Source organism: Frankia sp. CcCS3 (assembly GCF_977927575.1).
The window spans coordinates 1-18,435 of the sequence record NZ_CDWRCL010000059.1 but is presented as its reverse complement, the minus strand read 5'-3'; the positions used below and the strand labels follow the sequence as shown (position 1 = coordinate 18,435).

Below are 18,435 nucleotides of genomic sequence, written 5' to 3'. Positions count from 1 at the left end.
GCGCAGCGCGCGGATGAAACGGCCCGCCTCCCCGCGTAGCCGGGCCGAGATGCGCAGGACCTGACGGCCGCGGGGAGTGGTGAGCTCGACGGTGATCACATCTCCGTGCTTGACGCCTCGGGACGCCGTCACCTCACGACGGTCGAAGACGACGTCGAACCAGTCGCCCTCCCGCGGGAAGGGGGCGAGGACCAGCAGCCGCCGATCGGTCAGCATGATCCAGCGCGAGGCCCCGAACCGGTGTCCGACGAAGGATTCGACCTTCGCCGTGAACCGTCCGGGCCCGCTCGGGTCGGTGAGCCGACCGCGCAGCACGACCTCGATGAACTCGCCGGACTCCAAGGGCACTGCCGGGAGACGACGATGGGACGGTATCAGGGGCACGGGCGTCAGTGTCCTCCACGCACCCCGTACAGTCGCCGGGTGAGGGCACAGGCGGACGAACCGAACGCGGCGGCCTCGGCCGCCACCCTGGCCGAGCTGACCGGAGCCGACCGGCACGACATCGCGATCGTGCTGGGATCGGGCTGGCCCCCGGCCGGCGATGTACTGTCCCGGCAGGCGACCGACGTCACCGAGGTCACGTTTACCCAACTCGGCGGCTTCCCATCCAACACCGACGTTCCCGGGCACAAGCCGACCGCACGCTCCGTCCAGCTCGGCGACCGCCGCCTGTTGATCTATCTGGGCCGCGTACATCCCTACGAGGGCCATGACCTGTCCCGGGTGGTCCACGCGGTCCGCCTGGCCTGTGCGGCCGGCGCGTCGACCGTCATACTGACGAACGCCGCCGGCGGTCTGCGCGCGGACATGTACGTCGGCCAGCCCGTCCTGGTCGCCGACCACCTGAACCTGACCGGCCGCTCACCCCTGGTCGGTCCGGCGTTCACCGACCTGACCGACGCCTATTCCCCCCGGCTACGGGCGCTTGCCCGCGAGGTCGATCCCACCCTGGCCGAAGGAGTGTATGCGGGACTGCCCGGTCCGCACTTCGAGACACCCGCAGAGATCCGCATGCTGCGGCTCCTGGGAGCCGACCTGGTCGGCATGTCGACCGTGCACGAGACGATCGCGGCGCGGGCCGCCGGAGCGGAGGTGCTGGCCCTGTCCCTGGTCACCAACCTCGCAGCGGGGATGAGCGGCGAGCCGCTAGATCATCTCGAGGTGCTGGCCACGGGAGCTGCCGCCGCGGAACGCATGGGTATCCTGCTCGCCGACATCGTCACCCGGCTGTAGGACCACGGCGCAATCGCGATGCCGTCCTCGTCCCGACCAGGCCCGACGTCCCTGCCCAGCCCACTCGCCGAGCAGGTCGAGGCCTGGCTGGCCGATGATCCGGATCCCGCCGACCAGGCCGAACTGGCCCGGCTGCGCGACGGCGCGGGTCACGATGCCACGCTGCTCGCGGAGCTGGCCACACGTTTCCACGGACCGCTGCGGTTCGGCACAGCCGGGTTGCGCGGGCCACTGCGCGCCGGTCCAGCCGGCATGAACACCGCCGTGGTGCGCCGCGCCGCCGCCGGACTCGCCACCTGGCTCACGAGCAGGGCGACACCACCAGCACAGGCGGCACCGAGTTCCTCGACGGCGACCGTCGTCGTCGGCTACGACGCCCGGCATCGCAGCGAGGCGTTCGCCCTCGACAGCGCCCGGGTGTTCGCCGGTGCCGGACTGCGGGCGCTGGTACTCCCCGGGCCGGTGCCCACTCCGGTGCTGGCCTTCGCCGTGCGCAGGCTGGGCGCGGACGCCGGCGTGATGGTCACGGCCAGCCACAATCCGGCCACCGACAACGGCTATAAGGTCTACCTGGGTGATGCTTCCTCGGGCGCCGCGCGGGGGGCGCAGCTCGTGGCTCCGGCGGACAGTGAGATCGAAGGAATGATCGCGGCTGCCGGCCCCGCCCGGGCGATCCCACTCGCCGAGACCTGGCGGAGGCTCGATGCGGATGTCGTCGACGACTACATACACGCGGCGGCCACCGCCGGCCGGGCAGCCACAGCCACCGACCTACGCACAGACGTGACCACGGACGTGACCACGGACGCGACGACCCTGACCGTTGCGTACACCCCGTTGCACGGTGTCGGCGCAGCCGTTCTCAGCGCCGTGTTCACCGCCGCGGGTCTCGCCGCACCCGATGTCGTCCACGAGCAGGCCGAACCCGATCCGGAGTTTCCGACAGTCCAGTGGCCGAACCCCGAGGAGGCGGGGGCGATGGACCGGGTTCTGGCGCTCGGCGAGCGCATCGACGCCGATCTGGTACTCGCCAACGATCCCGACGCCGACCGGTGCGCCGTCGCCGTCGGAGGGCGGGTACTCAGCGGTGACGAGGTCGGTCTGCTTCTCGCCGATCATGTCCTGCGCTCCCGCCCCGGTCCGGTAACGACCACCATCGTCAGCTCCTCCGGTCTGCGTGCGCTGGCCGCCGAGGTCGGGGTTCCTTACGCCGAGACGCTGACCGGCTTCAAGTGGATCATGCGTGCGGACGCGCGGCTGGTCTTCGGCTACGAGGAGGCACTCGGATACGCCGTCGCCCCGGATCTGGTCCGCGACAAGGACGGCATCACCGCCGCCCTCGCCATCGCTCTGATCGCCGCGCGGGCGAAGCGACGAGGTCGGACCCTGCCAGGCCTGCTCGACGAGTTGTCCGCACGACTCGGTGTCCATCTCGCGGGGCAACACTCGGCGCGCTTCGACGACGTCACCCAGATCGACGAGATGATGCACCGCCTGCGGGTCCAGCCGCCGACCAGCCTCGCCGGGCGTCCCGTCACCGGAGTCCGTGACCTGCTGGCCGGCGGGCGGGACGGGAACGCACCGGCGGGGGGGATCCCCCCTCGACCCGCACGCCCCATGGAGCGTGCCGGCCCCATGGACCGTGCCGACGCGGCGCATCCGGTCCTGCCACCCGCCGACGTGCTCATGCTGTTCCTCGACGAGGATCGGGTGATCTTCCGCCCGAGCGGGACCGAACCCAAACTAAAGGTGTACCTCGAGACCGTGGAGCCGGTGCCGGGGCATGCCGTCGACGCGGTGCCCGCGGCTCGGGACCAGGCCGCGGCACGCCTGCTCCACCTGCACACGGCCGCGGGCAATCTGCTCGACGGACGCGACGGAGATCACATCTCGCCGAAGATCCGATCACCCGCGTCGCCGAGCCCGGGCACAATATAGGCCGTCTCGTTCAATCTCTCGTCGACCACGGCGGTCACAACGGTCAGGTCGGCCGTGCCGACCGCAGGGCCACCGGATTCCAGCGCCGCAAGGCCCTCCGGTGCTGCCACCACGGAGACCACGGTGACGCCCCGCGCCCCGCGGTCGGCGAGCAGCCGCAGGCAGTGCAGGGCCGAACCGCCGGTGGCGAGCATCGGGTCGAGCAGCAGCACCGGGCGGCCGGCCAGATCGGTGGGGATCGCCTCCAGGTAGGCCGTGGGTTCGAAGGTCGTCTCGTCGCGGGAGAGCCCGATGAACGCGGTGTGGGCGTCGGGAAGCAGGTTGAGCGCCGCCGGCAGCATGCCGAGCCCGGCCCGCAGCACCGGGACGACGACCGGTTCCGCGGCCAACCGCACCCCGGAGGTCGTGGCCAGCGGAGTCGTGACGGTGACCGGCATCGTCGGCAGCGTACGGGTCGCCTCGTACACGAGCATCATCGCCAGGTCGTACAGGACGGGCCGGAACCGGGACCGGGGCGTGCGCTCGTCCCGCAGGACGGTCAGCGACGAGGCCGCGAGGGGATGGTCGACGATGTGCAGCTGCACGGAAGGACACCTCGTACGCGAAGCCGGGCGATCGGCAATGATGCAACGTATGACAACGGCTCCGGCCGGATCGGACCGTCCCGGCGAGGAACCCGAGAAGTGCCCCTCCCGACCGGCCGCCGGCGCTCGCCCCACGCTGCGGCGCGCCGAGGTGGCCCGGATAGTCGACCACACACTGCTACAGCCGTCCGCCACCGGCGAGGAGATACTCGCGCTGTGCGGGGAAGCTGCCAAGCTGGGTGTCGGTGCCGTCTGTGTGGCGCCGACCCATGTCTACCTGGCCGCCGCGAGTACCCGACGGGACGGCGGTGAGGTCGGGCCGGCCTTCGGCGTCGCCTCCGTCATCGGCTTTCCGCACGGCACGCACCTGACCGTCATCAAGGCCGAGGAGGCGCGGCGGGCGGTCGCGGACGGCGCCACGGAGATCGACATGGTCATCGACATCGCCAACGCGATGGACGAGAACTGGCGAGCGATCGAGACCGAAATCACCGAGGTCCGGCTGTCGGTGCCGCCGGACGTCGTGCTCAAGGTCATCCTGGAGACGGCCCTGCTGCCGGACGAGAGCATCGTCGCCGCCTGCCGGGCAGCGGAGGCCGGCGGCGCCGAGTTCGTCAAGACCTCCACCGGTTTCCACCCGGCAGGCGGGGCCAGCGTGCGCGCAGTGCGGGCGATGGCGGCGGCCGTGGGTGGCCGGCTCGGTATCAAAGCCTCGGGCGGCATCCGCACCGCCGAGAAGGCGATCGAGATGATCGAGGCCGGCGCGACCCGGCTCGGACTGTCCGCCTCCGCGGATGTGCTCGCCGGCTTTCCCAGGTGACCGGCTTCCCCGGATGATCCGCCGCCGACGGCCACAGCCGAGATCTGACGGCTAGCCCACGCGCCCCGCCACCCAGCAGCCAGACAGATAATCATCAACGAGCCCGCAGGCCTGCATCAGGGCATAGGCGGTGGTCGGACCGACGAAGACGAACCCGGCCGCGCGCAGCCCCTTGGCGAGCGCCACCGACTCGGGGGTCTTCGCCGGCACGTCGGCGAGGGTGGCCGGCGCCACCCGCCCCATCGGCTCCGGCTGGAACGACCAGATCAGATCCTCGAGGGGACGGTCCAGCGTAAGGACGGCGCGGGCATTGGCGATCGTCGCCTCGATCTTGCGGCGGTTTCGAACGATGCCGGCGTCGGCGAGCAGCCGGTCGACATCCGCGGAACCGAACGCGGCCACGGCGGCCGGGTCGAATCCGGCGAACGCCGCCCGGAACGCCGGCCGCTTGCGCAGGATCGTCAACCACGACAGGCCAGACTGGAACGCCTCCAGAGTCAGCCGCTCGAACAGACCGACCGTGTCCCTGACCGGACGCCCCCACTCGTCGTCGTGGTAGGCGACGTACTCCGGCGCGGACAGACCCCACGGGCATCGCAGGCAACCATCGGCTCCCACCACGGCATCCGAGGCGGGCCTCACCGGCCCACCGCTCATCAGGCTGACTCCGCGGAGACAAGCTCCGCATAGCCCGGCTTGATGACGTTGTTGATGAAATCGAGCCGCCGGTCGAAGGGCAGGAAGGCGGACTTCATCGCGTTGAGGGTGAGCCAGCGGATGTCGGACCAGCCGTAGCCGTTGACGTCCACGAGGGTCGCGAACTCACTCGACAGCGACACGCCGCTCATCAGCCTGTTGTCCGTGTTGACCGTGACCCGGAACTGCAGCCGGCGAAGCAGCCCGATGGGGTGCCGCTCGATGCTCGGCGCGGCTCCGGTGTGCACGTTCGACGAGGGACACATCTCCAGCGGCACCCGGACGTCGCGCACGTAGTTCGCGAGATCACCGAGGATCGCCTTACCGTCCGGATCGACCGTGATGTCATCGACGATGCGCACTCCGTGCCCCAGCCGATCGGCGTTGCACCACTGCACGGCCTCCCAGATCGACGGCAGGCCGAACGCCTCGCCTGCATGGATCGTGAAGTGGCCGTTCGCCCGCTGGATGTACTGGAAGGCGTCCAGGTGACGGGTGGGCGGATTGCCCGCCTCGGCGCCCGCGATGTCGAACCCGACCACGCCGGCATCGCGCCACCGGACCACGAGCTCCGCGATCTCCAGTGAGCGGGCCTGATGGCGCATCGCGGTGAGCAGGGCGCGAAGGTGCAGCGGTGTGCCGGCCGAACCGGCCCGGAACCCGTCAAGCACGGCCTCGACCACCGCGTCCAGGGACAGCCCGCGCTCGACGTGCAGCTCGGGGGCGAACCGCACCTCGGCGTAGACGACGCCGTCGGCCGCAAGATCCTCCGCGCACTCCCGCGCCACCCGCATGATGGCCTCCTGGGTCTGCATCACCCCCACCGTGTGCCGGAACGTCTCCAGGTAGCGGACGAGCGAGCCGCTATGCGCGCCGCCACGAAACCACGTGCTCAGGGTGTGGACGTCCGTGGTCGGCAGATCGCGGTAACCGGTCTCGTCGGCGAGCTCGACCACCGTGGCCGGCCGGAGCCCGCCGTCAAGATGGTCATGAAGCAGTACCTTCGGCACCCGGCGGATGTCCTCAACCGTGATCGTCGGGGGCCGTGCGTCGTTCGTCATCATGTCCTCCGTCATCGTCTCGACGGTAGGCCACGGGTACGACAGAACAGCGACGGCACGATGACGACCCGGACTGCCGGGACCGGTTCAGCTGAGGTGATCGAGGACGAGCGGTGTGCTCGGGGGCGGCGTCGCGGCGACCTCCACCGCTCCCGTCAGGGCCTCCCGGGCCCGCTCGACGCTGGCCGGGTCGTCGGTGTGCAGTTCCAGCAGCGGCTCGCCGGCCGTGACCGGGGCACCGATTCCCACCCGCCACCGCACGCCCGCCGTCGCGGAGACCGCGTCCTCCTTGCGGGCCCGGCCCGCGCCAAGCCGCCAAGCCGCCACGCCGACCGCTCGGGCGTCCAGGCGGTGGAGATAGCCGGTCGCCGGCGCGGGGACGGTCTCGACATGGCTCGCCGCCGGAAGCGGCGCGTCCGGATCGCCGCCCTGGGCCGCGACCATCGCCCGCCACACCGCAAAAGCGTCCCCGGCAGCCAGCACCTGCGCGGGATCATGGAGAGCGCCGGACCGGTGGCCGAGCTCGGCGGCGACGAGGTCGATCATCGCTCTGGCCAGCGCGACGGTGACCTCCACCAGATCCGCCGGCCCACCACCACGGAGGGTCTCCACGGCCTCGGCCACCTCCAGCGCGTGCCCGGCGGTCCGGCCGAGGGGGTGGTCCATCCCGGTCAGCAGGGCCTCGGTGCGGACCCCGGCGGCAACGCCGATCCGGACCATCGCCCGGGCGAGTTCACGGGCCTCGCCCACCAACGTCATGAAGGCCCCAGAGCCGACCTTGACGTCCAGGACCAGCGCCGACGTGCCCTCGGCGATCTTCTTACTCATGATCGACGATGCGATGAGCGGGATCGACTCGACGGTTCCGGTGACGTCCCGCAGCGCGTAGAGCCGGCGGTCGGCCGGAGCGAGGCCGGCACCCGCGGCACAGATCACCGCACCCACCTCGGCGAGGAGCTCACGCATCCGGGCGGCCGACAGATCCGCCCGCCAGCCGGGGATCGCCTCCATCTTGTCCAGCGTTCCACCGGTGTGACCGAGCCCCCGCCCGGCGAGCTGTGGGACCGCGGCCCCACAGGCGGCGACCAGCGGCACCAGCACGAGCGAGACCTTGTCGCCGACCCCTCCGGTGGAGTGTTTGTCGACGGTGGGACGTCCCACGCCGGTCAGGTCCAGGCGCTCCCCACTGTCGATCATTGCGGCGGTCCAGCGGTCCAGCTCGGCGGGAGCCATCCCGCGCCACACCACCGCCATCAGGTACGCCGACATCTGCTCGTCGGCGACCAGACCCCGGGTGTAGGCGTCAATGAGCCAGTCGACGGCCCGGAGATCGACGGGTCGACCGTCCCGCTTGGCCCGGATCAGATCGACGACGTCGAAGCTCCCGCTCACGCGACACCCGGTAGATCGTGCGGTCCGAACGCTGCGGGGAGCAGGTCCGCGATGGTGCGCACGCCGTCGCCCGTGGCGACGAGCAGATCCGGCCCGCCGTGCTCGTAGAGCAGCTGGCGGCACCGTCCGCAGGGCGCCAACGGCGCACCGTCGGAGTCGACGCAGGCGAACGCCAGCAGCCGACCACCGCCTCTGGCGTGCAGCGCCGAGACGAGACCGCATTCGGCGCACAGTCCGAGGCCGTAGGACGCGTTCTCGACATTGCAGCCGACGACGATCCACGGGTCGTCACCGGTGGTACGCCCGGCGGCGTCCGGCAGATCCACGACCAGTGCAGCAGCACCCACCCGCAGACCCGAGTAGGGCGCGTAGGCGCTCTGTGCGACACGGACAGCGGCGTTCCGCAACCGCTCCCAGTCTTTATCGTTCACACTGCACCCCAGGTCCGTGGTCCGTTCGGTCGCTGTCGCCAGCATGCCCGACCCCCGGTCCGGCCACGATGTGATCCCATGGATGCGAGCCCCACCGGCGATCGGAAGGGACCACGGGATGGCAGGCGAGTCCCCGGACAATCCGGGTTCGGCCAGAGCGGTGGCCCTCGTCGGGGGACGGTACCGGCTCGACGGGGTCATCGGACGCGGCGGATTCGGCGTCGTGCACCGGGCCACCGACGAGCTGCTCCAGCGCGTGGTTGCAATCAAGGAAGTACGGCTGCCGCTCGGGGAGAACGCGGACGAACGCGACCTGACCCGCGAGCGGGTCCTACGCGAGGCGCGCGCCGCCGGTCGGCTGCATCATCCCGGTGCCGTCGCAGTCCTCGACGTCATCGACGACGGCGAGCTGCCCTGGATCATCATGGAATACGTTGACGGCCAGTCCCTCGCCACGATCATCAACGATCGCGGACCGCTGCCGGTCGAGGAGACGTGCCGGATCGGTATCAGCCTCGCCTACGCCCTGGAGGCCGCGCACCGGCTCGGCGTGGTGCACCGCGACGTCAAGCCGAGCAACGTGCTGGTGACCGCGGACGGCCGGGCCCGGCTGACCGACTTCGGCATCGCGGTCAGCCAGGGGGATCCCCGGCTCACCAGCACTGGGATGGTGATGGGCTCCCCCGCCTACCTGCCGCCGGAACGCGCCCGTGGCGATGCCGGCAGCGCCGCGGGTGACCGGTGGGGACTGGGCGCCACGCTGTTCACCACCGTCGAAGGCTACCCGCCCTTCTCCGGCGGTGACCCGATTTCGGTGCTCACCGCCCTGGTTCAGGGACGACGCCAGCCCTTCCGGCTGGCCGGACCACTTATACCGGTGATCGACGACCTGATGGCCCCGCACGAGGCGAGCCGACCACCGCTCACCGTCGTACGCGGGCGACTGCGCGAGATAGTCGAACGAGATGCGGTCCGCCAGCACGCCGCAGCTCAGCAGAACACCGGAGCCCGCCAGGACACCGAGACGCGTCAGGAGGCCACGCCGTCGCGGACACCTCGGTCCCGTCCCACCGGGCCGTTGGAGCGCATCCACTCGATCGACCGGATGCGTGCCCTGGGCGGAATCCCGGCCCGGGCCCGGCTCATCGGCCGAGGGCACGGCAACGGTTTCACCGGCGGCGACGTCGAACTGGCTAATCTCTTCGCCACCGCCTCACCGGCCTCCCCGCCGTCGACCGCCCGGCTGCGGCCGGCGCCCGACAGGCCGGCGGGAATCGAGCCGGCGGGAGGTCCGCCACGCGACCCCGACGCCGGGGATCGGCGTCGCGTGACCATCGCCGTGGCGACGCTCGTGGCACTGGTCGCCGCCGCGATCATCGGCATCGTGATCGTGGTGACAGGTGGCCCGGACGACAAGAGCCGCGGCACCTCGACCAACCAGACCGGCGGCATCTCGTCGCCGACCGGAGCCGGCGGGTCGGCCCCGGCGGGCCCGGCGGCGGCCGGGGAGCCCGTCGCTCGGGAAACCACCCCGGTCACGGGCCCGCCTGGCTGGGTGTCCTACGTCGATCCCACCGCCGGCTGGTCCGTGGCGTACCCCTCGGACTGGCAGCGCCGCGAGGGGCCCGGCGGACCCGGAAACGTCGACTTCGTGGACCCGGCTGCCCGGTCCTTCCTACGTGTCGGTAGCGTCAGGCAAGCAAACACCTCTGCCATCGGCGACTGGCGACGCAACGAGGCCGGCTTCCGGCAGAGCGTGCGGGATTATCGGCAGATACGGCTGGCTCCCAGCGATGGTGGGGATGGCACCAACCAGGCCGGCTGGGAGTTCGGGTACCGCGGGTCGGACGGGGTCATGGTGCATGTGCTCAACCGGGGTGCGATTCGCAACGGCCACGGGTATGCCCTGTACTGGCATACCAGGGAGGATCTGTGGCTGCAAGATCAACTGTTGATGCGCCAGCTGTTCGCCACCTTCCGGCCCGGTCCGTGATGTCGGCCATCGACGGATTTGCGGTGCCCGTAGTGTTCGGAAAGATGCGGGCCGTCCGGCGCGCGCATCAGTCCATCCGTCAGACTTGACACGATGGCTAAATCGGCAAGTGTGCCCCCGGACACCTCCCGGCACGGCACACCTCGCTACGTAGCGCAGCGCTACCGGCTCGACACGCCCATCGGGCGTGGTGGAGCCGGTGTCGTCTGGCGCGGTGAGGACGAACTACTCCAGCGCCCGGTCGCCATCAAAGAGATCCTCGTGCCGATGGCCGGCGCGCAGAACGAGCGCGACGCGATCCGGGCCCGGGTTCTTCGCGAGGCCCGTGCCCTGGCCAGGCTGCACAGTCCCGCCATCGTCTCGGTGTACGACGTGGTCGAGGAACATCAGCGGCACTGGATCATCATGGAACTCGTCGACGCGGACAGCCTCGGCGATGTGATCCGCAACCAGGGCCCGCTGCCCTTCGACCAGGTCGCCGCGATCGGGCTGGCGCTGACCGACGCGCTCGCCGCGGCCCATTCGGCGGGCGTGCTCCACCGCGACGTCAAGCCCGGGAACGTCCTGCTCGGGCGGGACGGCCGGGTGCGGCTCACCGACTTCGGCATCGCCGCGACCGAGGGCGACGTGACCCTGACCGGCGCTGGGGCCCTGGTCGGCTCCCCGGCCTACATCGCTCCCGAGCGGGTCCGGGGCTCCTCCGGCACTCCCGCGAGCGACCTGTGGGGGCTCGGCGCGACGCTGTACTCGGCTGTCGAGGGCCAGCCGCCGTTCGAGGGCCCGGAGACCTACGCCGTACTGACCGCCGTGGTCGAGGGCCGCCGGCGGGCCTTCCGGCTAGCCGGCCCGTTGCGCAACCTGCTCAGTGACCTGATGGACCGGCCGGCCGAGGAGCGGCCCGACGTGACGGAGATCCGCCGGCGGCTGATCCCGATCGCGCGCAATGCGAATCCGGTACCGGCTTCGGTCATGCACGCCCGTCCTCGGACTGGCGAGGAGACGGACGCGAGTTCCGTCGACGTCGGCCTGGAGAACCTCGACGACCCGGCCGAGCCGGCAGCAGGCGCCGGACCGGCCGCAGATTCCCGGCCGGGGTCGGGCGGCGGTGTCGCCGGGACCGCGGGAGTCCAGGCGGGCGAGGCGGCTCCGGCGGCCGTGGGAGACCAGGGGGCTGTCCCGCGCCCGACGAACCGCTCGGCGTCCGCCGCCGCGCCGCCCGTCCCCGCTGACCGCGACGTCACTGTGGATCCCCTACTCAACCCCCTTGACGGGACCGCCGTGGCGGCTGCGGGCGCTGCCGAATCGCGCACCGGTCGTGGGGAACCCGGCCGCACCGGCCCATCGAACCACGTGATCCCGCCGGACCGGACCACCCCGCAGAACCGCGCAGCACCGCCTGGCCGGACGCGGCCCGAGCCCGACCACGACGCGCCGACCAGCATCGGGCTCAACAGCGTGGCGGGGTCTCCGGTGGACGACGACGTGACCCGCATCGGCGCGGCCACCCCCGTGTCGGCGACCTCCGACCTGGATCTGTTCGACGACGACAATCACGCCGCCGGACTGTTGCCCCTCGGCGAGGCCCGGCGCCGCGCCGAGCCTCCCCGCCGCGACGGGCACGGTCACGGACCGGGCGACCCCCAGCGGCGTCGACAGCGGACGATCGCGGTCGTGGCCGGAGCGGCCATGCTCGTGATGGGCGCGGCCATCGCCCTGACTGTCGGACTGACCTCCGGCGGCTCGACCCCCGAGCCGAACGATGTCACCGCGCAGCAGACCACGCCACCGCCCATCGCGACCATCGCTTCCTCCCCCCCGGCCGTGACCTCACGATCCACCACGTCTGAGGTCGTCGCCCCGGACTCCCCGCGCTACACCTACCGCCCCCGGCCGTCGTCGTCTGCGACCCCAACGACGACGCCGACAACGGAGACGCCCACCCCGACCCCCCAGCCGAGCACCCGGGTTCAGACCTCCCCGCCACCGACCCAGACACCACCCGACCGGGTCACCCCCTCGCCGAGCCGGACGGCATCGGCCTCTCCGGGGGTCACGACGCCGCCCGTCGTTCCGACGACGGCACCGGCGCCGACCGAAACCACCACCCTCGTACCCTGACGACCCGGTCGAGGGACGGCTCGGGGAGCGGGCCGGCACCGAATGGCACCGGAACCCGGGGGTGGGGCGTCCCAGTGCGCCTGTGGCCGAGTTCACCCGGACGCGCCCGGCCCGAACATGCCCTCCACCAGGCCCGGCACTAGCATCTGGGTGAGATGCACCATCGTCTCGACGATGCGTCGGGGCGCCCTAGCGCCCCCAGACATGACCTTTCCGGCCCATCGGCTGGGCCGATCCGGAGGAGCTTTCATTGCCGAAGGCACCAGCGGGCACGCTGTACCGCGGTCGAGAGGGTATGTGGTCCTGGGTGGCCCACCGGATCACCGGTGTCCTGGTCTTCTTCTTCCTCTTCGCCCACGTGCTCGACACCGCTCTCGTCCGGGTCTCCCCCACGTCGTACAACGAGGTGATCGAGGTCTACAAGAACCCGGTCGTCAACCTGCTCGAGGTCGGCCTGGTCGCGGCGGTGCTGTACCACGCCCTCAACGGCATCCGGATCATGTTGATCGACTTCTGGGAGTCCGGCCCGAGGTACCAGAAGCAGATGCTGTACGTCGAGCTCGTCATCTTCGTCGTGCTGCTGGTTCCGGCCGCCTCCCGAATGCTGCTGCACACCTTCGAGACGCTGTTCGGGAGCACGACCTGATGACGGCAACCGCTCCCCCCGGTGGCCCGGCGGGCCCGCGCGCGCCGGAACTCGTCGCGCCCCGCGCCCCCGGGCTCTCCCGCCGGCGGGGGAAGCCGGGCAGCGCCAAGGCGCGCACCAACTTCGAGCTCTACGCCTGGGTGTTCATGCGGGTCAGCGGCCTGCTGTTGTTCTTTCTGGTGCTCGGTCACCTGTTCATCATGAACATCCTCGACGGCGGTGTGCAGCGGGTGAACTTCGGGTTCGTCGCCGGCCGCTGGGCGTCACCGTTCTGGCGCACCTGGGACCTGGTGATGCTGCTCCTGGCGGAGCTGCACGGCACCAACGGCCTGCGCACGATCATCAACGACTACGCCGGGCGGCCCCAGACCCGGTTCTGGCTGAAGACGCTGCTCTATACCTCGGCGTTCCTGGTCGTCGCCCTCGGCACCCTGGTCATCTTCACCTTCGATCCCGATATCTGAACGCGCCGGTGATCTCGTGACCCCAGCATCGGACGGATGGAGGTAGGCGTGCAGGTCCACAGGTACGACGCAGTCATCGTCGGTGCGGGCGGAGCCGGCATGCGTGCCGCCATCGAGGCGGGCACCCGCTGCCGGACCGCCGTGCTCACCAAGCTCTATCCCACCCGCTCGCACACCGGCGCGGCGCAGGGCGGCATGTGTGCCGCCCTGGCCAACGTCGAGGAGGACAACTGGGAGTGGCACACCTTCGACACGATCAAGGGCGGTGACTACCTGGTCGACCAGGACGCCGCGGAGATCATGGCGAAGGAGGCCATCGACGCTGTCCTCGACCTGGAGAAAATGGGGCTGCCGTTCAACCGGACACCCGAGGGTCGCATCGACCAGCGCCGGTTCGGCGGCCATACCCGCGACCACGGCAAGGCCCCGGTGCGCCGCTCCTGCTACGCGGCGGACCGCACCGGGCACATGATCCTGCAGACGCTGTACCAGCAGTGCGTCAAGCACGACATCGAGTTCTTCAACGAGTTCTACGTCCTCGACCTGCTGCTGCAGGAGGGCGCGGCGGCCGGGGTGGTCGCCTACGAGCTGAAGACCGGAGAGATCCACGTCTTCCAGGCCAAGTCGGTGGTGTTCGCCACCGGCGGTTTCGGCAAGGTCTTCAAGGTCACCTCCAACGCGCACATGCTGACCGGTGACGGAATGGGTCTGGCGTTCCGGCGGGGCATCCCGCTGGAGGACATGGAGTTCTTCCAGTTTCATCCGACCGGCATCTGGAAGATGGGGATTCTGCTCACCGAGGGTGCCCGCGGCGAGGGCGGAATCCTACGCAACAAGGACGGCGAACGCTTCATGGATCGCTACGCCCCGACCATCAAGGACCTTGCGCCACGCGACATGGTGGCTCGCGCCATCTACACCGAGATCCGTGCCGGCCGCGGCTGCGGCCCGGACGCCGACCACGTCTACCTCGACCTCACCCACCTGCCGCCGGAGCAACTCGACGCGAAGCTGCCCGACATCACCGAGTTCGCCCGGACCTATCTCGGCATCGAACCGTACAACGACCCGATCCCGATCCAGCCGACGGCGCACTACGCGATGGGCGGCATCCCGACCAACGTGGACGCGCAGGTGCTCGCGGACAACGACACGCTCATGCCCGGTCTGTACGCGGCCGGCGAGGTGGCGTGTGTGTCCGTGCATGGCGCGAACCGGTTGGGCACCAACTCGCTGCTCGACATCAACGTATTCGGCCGGCGGGCCGGCATCGCCGCCGCCGAGTACGCGAACGCGACCGCACGGCACGCCGACCTCCCGGAGAACCCGGCGTCGTTCGTCGAGGACCTGCTCGGACGCCTGCGCGCGGGCGCCGGAACCGAGAACGCGGCTGCGATCCGGCGCGAGCTGCAGGAGTCGATGGACGCCAACGCCTCGGTGTACCGGACGGAGGCGACGCTCAAGCAGGCGCTGAGCGACATCTCCGGCCTCAAGACGCGTTACCAGCGGGTGGGCGTGTCCGACCGGGGGCGTCGCTACAACACCGAACTACTCGAAGCGGTGGAACTCGGCTTCCTGCTGGACCTCGCCGAGGTCCTGGTCGTCGGGGCGCTGGCCCGCAACGAGTCCCGCGGGGGCCACTCCCGTGAGGACTACCCGAACCGGGACGACGTCAACTTCATGCGCCACACGATGGCCTACCGGTCGGGGCCGCTGGTGGCCGCCTCGCCGGAGGCGGAGATCCGCCTAGACTACAAGCCGGTTGTCATGACCCGCTACCAGCCGATGGAGCGCAAGTACTGATGACAGTCACCCTCAAGATCCGTCGCTACGACCCGGAGACGGTCGACGAGGCGCACTGGGAGAGCTACCAGGTGCCGTTCGATCCGAGCGACCGGCTGCTCGACGCGATCATGTGGGTCAAGTGGAACCTCGACGGGACGCTCGCCTTCCGCCGGTCCTGCGCGCACGGGGTGTGCGGCTCGGATGCGATGCGGGTCAACGGCGCCAACCGCCTCGCCTGCAAGGTGCTGGTGAAGGACCTCGGCTCGGAGATCACTATCGAGCCGATCAAAGGTCTGCCGGTGGAGAAGGACCTCATCGTCGACATGGAACCGTTCTTCGACGCGTTCCGGGCGGTGAAGCCCTACCTGATCACTGACGACCACGAGCCGACCCGCGAGCGGCTGCAGTCCGCCGAGGACCGGGCCCGCTTCGACGACACGACCAAGTGCATCATGTGCGCGGCGTGCACCACCGCGTGCCCGGTGTTCTGGACCGACGGCGACTACTTCGGCCCGCAGGCGATCGTCGCGGCCCACCGGTTCATCTTCGACAGCCGTGACTCCGGTACCGACGAACGCCTGGAGATCCTCAACGAACGCGAGGGGGTCTGGCGTTGCCGGACCACCTTCAACTGCACCGACGCCTGTCCACGCGGCATCCAGGTGACCAAGGCCATCCAGGAAGTCAAGCGGGCGCTGTTGTTCCGCCGCGTCTGAGCCTTCCTCCCGGCCGGTCATGCGGTGTCCACCGCGAACGCGAACGGCAGCACCGACGGCGCTCCGGCCTGCCGGAGCAGTCGAGCGGCGACCGTCATCGTCCAGCCGGTGACGATCCGATCATCGACGAGCAGCACCGGACCGCCGAGCTCGCCCAGGGCGGCGGCAAGGGCCGGGGAGACGGTGAACGCATTCCACAGGCCGGCGAGCCGGTGCGCGCTGTTGTGCACCTGCCCGGTGTGCGGCCCGTCGGCGACCCGGTCGAGCTGCCCCAGCAGCGGCAGGCGTCCGATGGTGGCAATGCGCTCGGCGAGGCTCGCGACGAGCCGGGGCCGGCTCCGGGACGCGATCGACACGACGGCCACCGGCCGCCGCTGCCATCCCCAACCGGCGAGCGTCGCGACCACCGCCTCGACGAGATCGCCGGGAAGCGGGCCGTCGAGGGCACCGGGCACAGCGGAGCCGGGCACAGCGGAGCCGGGCGCGGCGAGGGTGGCAGGCGTGAACATCGGGCGCAGCCGGTTTCCCCAGCCCACATCGCCGAGTCGGGCGAGCGCCCGCCCGGGCTCGGCACCGGCCGACGCCGGGATACGCCCGGCCAGGTCGACCCCGAGCCGGCCCATCCCCGTCGGCCACATCCGCCGCGGTTCGACCGGGACGCCCGCCCGGTGCAGCTCATCCCGGGCCCGCGTCCGCGAGAACTCCGAGACCGCGGACGACCACGACCGACCGGTGCACCGGTCACACCGCCCGCAGGCCGCCGCGTGGGGATCGTCAAGCTGCCGGCGCAGGAACTCCATCCGGCAGCCGGTCGTCACGATGTAGTCAAGCATCGCCTGCTGTTCCCGAGACCGTGCCGCGGCGACACGCCGGTAACGCTCCTCGTCGTACGACCAGGGCTCACCGGTACTCGCCCAGCCGCCCCTGACCCGCCGGACCGCCCCGTCGGTGTCGAGAACCTTCAGCATCTGGTCAAGCCGGCTGGGGCCGAGGTCGACGGACGCGAGCAACGCCTGGGTCGACAGCGGCCGGTCGGCGGCCGCGAGCACTCCGAGCACCCGGCGGACGACGTGCTCCGGCGGAAAAGAGGTGTCCGCGAAGTAGCGCCAGATGTCCCGGTCCTCAGCCGCCGGGAGGAGCACGACCTCGGCCGTATCGAGCGCACGGCCGGCCCGGCCGATCTGCTGATAGTAGGAGATCGGCGACGACGGAGCCCCGACGTGGACGACGAAGCCGAGGTCCGGCTTGTCGAAGCCCATTCCGAGCGCGCTGGTGGCGATCAGTGCCTTGACCCGGTTCGCGAGCAGGTCCTCCTCGGCGGCGATGCGCTCGGCCGCCTCGGTGCCACCGTGATACGTGGTGACGGCATGACCCTGACCGCGCAGAAAGATGGTCAGCTCCTCCGCCGCCGCCTTCGTCAGCGTGTAGACGATCCCCGATCCGGGCAGCTCGCCGAGATGGTCGGCGAGCCAGCCGAACCGGTGCTCGGCCTGCGGCAGCGACACAACCGCGAGCCGCAGGCTCTCCCGATCGAGACTCCCGCGCAGCACCAACGTCCCGGCGGACGCTGGGCCGGCGGGAGCGGAGGTTCCGAGCTGCTCACTGACGTCCTCGACCACGCGGGTGTTGGCGGTGGCCGTCGTGGCCAGCACCGGGACCCCCGGACGCAGCCCGGCGACGAGGGTACGCAGCCGCCGGTAGTCGGGCCGGAAGTCGTGCCCCCAGTCGGAGATGCAGTGCGCCTCGTCGATGACGAGCAACCCGGTGGTAGCGGCGAGCTCGGGCAGGTAGTCGTCCCGGAAGGTCGGGTTGTTCAGCCGCTCCGGCCCGACGAGCAGCACGTCGAGCTCGCCCGACCGCAACGCCGCGTAGACCTCGTCCCACTCGGTCACATTGCCGGAGTGAATCTCGCCGGCGCGGATGCCCAGCCTCGCCGCGGCCGCCGCCTGGTTGCGGATGAGCGCGAGCAACGGGGAGACGATCACCGTCGGTGCAGCGCGTCCCGCTGCACCGCGGAGCAGTGCCGTGGCGAGGAAGTACACCGCTGACTTGCCCCAACCGGTGCGCTGGACGAGCAGCACCCGGCGCCGGTGGGTCACGAGCGCGTCGATGGCCTGCCACTGGTCCTCGCGCAGCGCCGCGGCCGGCCCGGCAAGCGCCCGCAGCAGCTCCTCCGCGCGCTCCCGCAGCCCACCGGGCACCGGGTCCGCCGGGTCCGGAGCATGCGCGACCGGCGACGCCGGGCCGGAAGCCACCGGAAGCGCGGAGGTCGTCTCGTCTGCTGCCATGAGAGGTGTCTACCCGACGCCACCGACAAGATCGGATCGCCCCAGGTCACAGCCGCTTCCGCACCGGAGACGGCGTGGTGGGCCGCGGTCAGCAGCATCCCAGCGATCGACACCCGCGAACCCGGCCCCGCCTGGGCACGGTCACCACCGGGGTACGGCCGCGACGGCCCGAGGCGGAGCGACTGCGGCATGTTAGGGCCTGTTTGGGAAGTTTATCGGGGCAGCCATTCGTTGATCGCGGCGATGGTGACTGTTGCTTCGTAGCGG

General features: G+C 70.9%; 16 protein-coding genes. 9 read left to right on the top strand and 7 right to left on the bottom strand.

The window, feature by feature from the left end:
- Positions 1-384: hypothetical protein (locus AC08OQ_RS07950; protein WP_462186670.1), on the bottom strand; the 384-nt coding region annotated here is incomplete at its 3' end.
- A gap of 39 nt (positions 385-423) precedes the next feature.
- Between AC08OQ_RS07950 and AC08OQ_RS07945 the strand changes: the two genes are divergently transcribed.
- Both AC08OQ_RS07945 and AC08OQ_RS07940 read left to right on the top strand, forming a co-directional pair.
- Positions 424-1,236, top strand: coding sequence for a purine-nucleoside phosphorylase (locus AC08OQ_RS07945; RefSeq protein WP_476599672.1), 813 nt, complete (start codon positions 424-426; stop codon positions 1,234-1,236).
- Positions 1,237-1,254: 18 nt separating this feature from the next.
- Complete coding sequence (locus AC08OQ_RS07940) at positions 1,255-3,174, top strand: phospho-sugar mutase (RefSeq protein ID WP_476599674.1); 1,920 nt, start codon at positions 1,255-1,257, stop codon at positions 3,172-3,174.
- Here AC08OQ_RS07940 and upp read toward each other — a convergent pair.
- Positions 3,120-3,758 carry a uracil phosphoribosyltransferase gene (gene upp / locus AC08OQ_RS07935; protein WP_476599676.1) on the bottom strand — a complete coding sequence of 213 codons (639 nt, stop codon included), beginning with the start codon at positions 3,756-3,758 and terminating at the stop codon, positions 3,120-3,122. The genes AC08OQ_RS07940 and upp overlap by 55 nt on opposite strands.
- Before the next feature lie 40 nt (positions 3,759-3,798).
- Between upp and deoC the strand changes: the two genes are divergently transcribed.
- Entirely contained in the window at positions 3,799-4,578 is a 780-nt protein-coding gene (deoC, locus tag AC08OQ_RS07930) for a deoxyribose-phosphate aldolase (protein ID WP_462186678.1), read from the top strand.
- Positions 4,579-4,629: 51 nt separating this feature from the next.
- Here the strand turns inward: deoC and AC08OQ_RS07925 are convergent, their stop codons facing one another.
- From AC08OQ_RS07925 to AC08OQ_RS07910, 4 genes are all read right to left on the bottom strand, one after another.
- Positions 4,630-5,235, bottom strand: a complete 606-nt coding sequence (locus AC08OQ_RS07925) for a DNA-3-methyladenine glycosylase I (RefSeq protein WP_476599678.1) — start codon at positions 5,233-5,235, stop codon at positions 4,630-4,632.
- Positions 5,235-6,335 carry an adenosine deaminase gene (locus AC08OQ_RS07920; protein WP_476599688.1) on the bottom strand — a complete coding sequence of 367 codons (1,101 nt, stop codon included), beginning with the start codon at positions 6,333-6,335 and terminating at the stop codon, positions 5,235-5,237. The genes AC08OQ_RS07925 and AC08OQ_RS07920 overlap by 1 nt, the downstream gene beginning before the upstream one ends.
- Positions 6,336-6,422: 87 nt before the next feature.
- On the bottom strand, positions 6,423-7,727 hold the full coding sequence (locus AC08OQ_RS07915; RefSeq protein WP_476599680.1) for a thymidine phosphorylase: 1,305 nt from the start codon (positions 7,725-7,727) through the stop codon (positions 6,423-6,425).
- Complete coding sequence (locus tag AC08OQ_RS07910; protein WP_462186664.1) at positions 7,724-8,158, bottom strand: cytidine deaminase; 435 nt, start codon at positions 8,156-8,158, stop codon at positions 7,724-7,726. The genes AC08OQ_RS07915 and AC08OQ_RS07910 overlap by 4 nt, the downstream gene beginning before the upstream one ends.
- A gap of 118 nt (positions 8,159-8,276) precedes the next feature.
- Here AC08OQ_RS07910 and AC08OQ_RS07905 point away from each other — a divergent pair, with 118 nt between their 5' ends.
- The 6 genes from AC08OQ_RS07905 to AC08OQ_RS07880 all read left to right on the top strand — a co-directional run bounded on the left by AC08OQ_RS07905 (position 8,277) and on the right by AC08OQ_RS07880 (position 15,880).
- Positions 8,277-10,151: a serine/threonine-protein kinase gene (locus AC08OQ_RS07905; RefSeq protein WP_476599682.1), complete on the top strand. Its 1,875-nt coding sequence runs from the start codon at positions 8,277-8,279 to the stop codon at positions 10,149-10,151.
- A gap of 93 nt (positions 10,152-10,244) precedes the next feature.
- Positions 10,245-12,269, top strand: coding sequence for a serine/threonine-protein kinase (locus AC08OQ_RS07900; RefSeq protein ID WP_462186662.1), 2,025 nt, complete (start codon positions 10,245-10,247; stop codon positions 12,267-12,269).
- 250 nt (positions 12,270-12,519) lie between these two features.
- Positions 12,520-12,915, top strand: coding sequence for a succinate dehydrogenase, cytochrome b556 subunit (gene sdhC / locus AC08OQ_RS07895; RefSeq protein WP_462186661.1), 396 nt, complete (start codon positions 12,520-12,522; stop codon positions 12,913-12,915).
- Entirely contained in the window at positions 12,915-13,379 is a 465-nt protein-coding gene (locus AC08OQ_RS07890; protein WP_462186660.1) for a succinate dehydrogenase hydrophobic membrane anchor subunit, read from the top strand. Before sdhC ends, AC08OQ_RS07890 begins: the two co-directional genes overlap by 1 nt.
- 48 nt (positions 13,380-13,427) lie before the next feature.
- Entirely contained in the window at positions 13,428-15,182 is a 1,755-nt protein-coding gene (gene sdhA / locus AC08OQ_RS07885; protein ID WP_476599684.1) for a succinate dehydrogenase flavoprotein subunit, read from the top strand.
- Positions 15,182-15,880, top strand: a complete 699-nt coding sequence (locus tag AC08OQ_RS07880; RefSeq protein WP_462186658.1) for a succinate dehydrogenase iron-sulfur subunit — start codon at positions 15,182-15,184, stop codon at positions 15,878-15,880. Before sdhA ends, AC08OQ_RS07880 begins: the two co-directional genes overlap by 1 nt.
- Before the next feature lie 17 nt (positions 15,881-15,897).
- Here AC08OQ_RS07880 and AC08OQ_RS07875 read toward each other — a convergent pair whose 3' ends face one another.
- Entirely contained in the window at positions 15,898-18,168 is a 2,271-nt protein-coding gene (locus AC08OQ_RS07875) for a DEAD/DEAH box helicase (protein WP_476599686.1), read from the bottom strand.
- Positions 18,169-18,435: the final 267 nt, after the last annotated feature.

Bases quoted from the DNA above. Each gene is read 5' to 3' on its own strand.
- AC08OQ_RS07940 (WP_476599674.1), top strand. From the start codon at position 1,255: ATGCCGTCCTCGTCCCGACCAGGCCCGACGTCCCTGCCCAGCCCACTC.
- deoC (WP_462186678.1), top strand. From the start codon at position 3,799: ATGCAACGTATGACAACGGCTCCGGCCGGATCGGACCGTCCCGGCGAG.
- AC08OQ_RS07925 (WP_476599678.1), bottom strand. From the start codon at position 5,235: ATGAGCGGTGGGCCGGTGAGGCCCGCCTCGGATGCCGTGGTGGGAGCC.
- AC08OQ_RS07920 (WP_476599688.1), bottom strand. From the start codon at position 6,335: ATGACGAACGACGCACGGCCCCCGACGATCACGGTTGAGGACATCCGC.
- AC08OQ_RS07905 (WP_476599682.1), top strand. From the start codon at position 8,277: ATGGCAGGCGAGTCCCCGGACAATCCGGGTTCGGCCAGAGCGGTGGCC.
- AC08OQ_RS07900 (WP_462186662.1), top strand. From the start codon at position 10,245: ATGGCTAAATCGGCAAGTGTGCCCCCGGACACCTCCCGGCACGGCACA.
- AC08OQ_RS07890 (WP_462186660.1), top strand. From the start codon at position 12,915: ATGACGGCAACCGCTCCCCCCGGTGGCCCGGCGGGCCCGCGCGCGCCG.
- AC08OQ_RS07880 (WP_462186658.1), top strand. From the start codon at position 15,182: ATGACAGTCACCCTCAAGATCCGTCGCTACGACCCGGAGACGGTCGAC.
- AC08OQ_RS07875 (WP_476599686.1), bottom strand. From the start codon at position 18,168: ATGGCAGCAGACGAGACGACCTCCGCGCTTCCGGTGGCTTCCGGCCCG.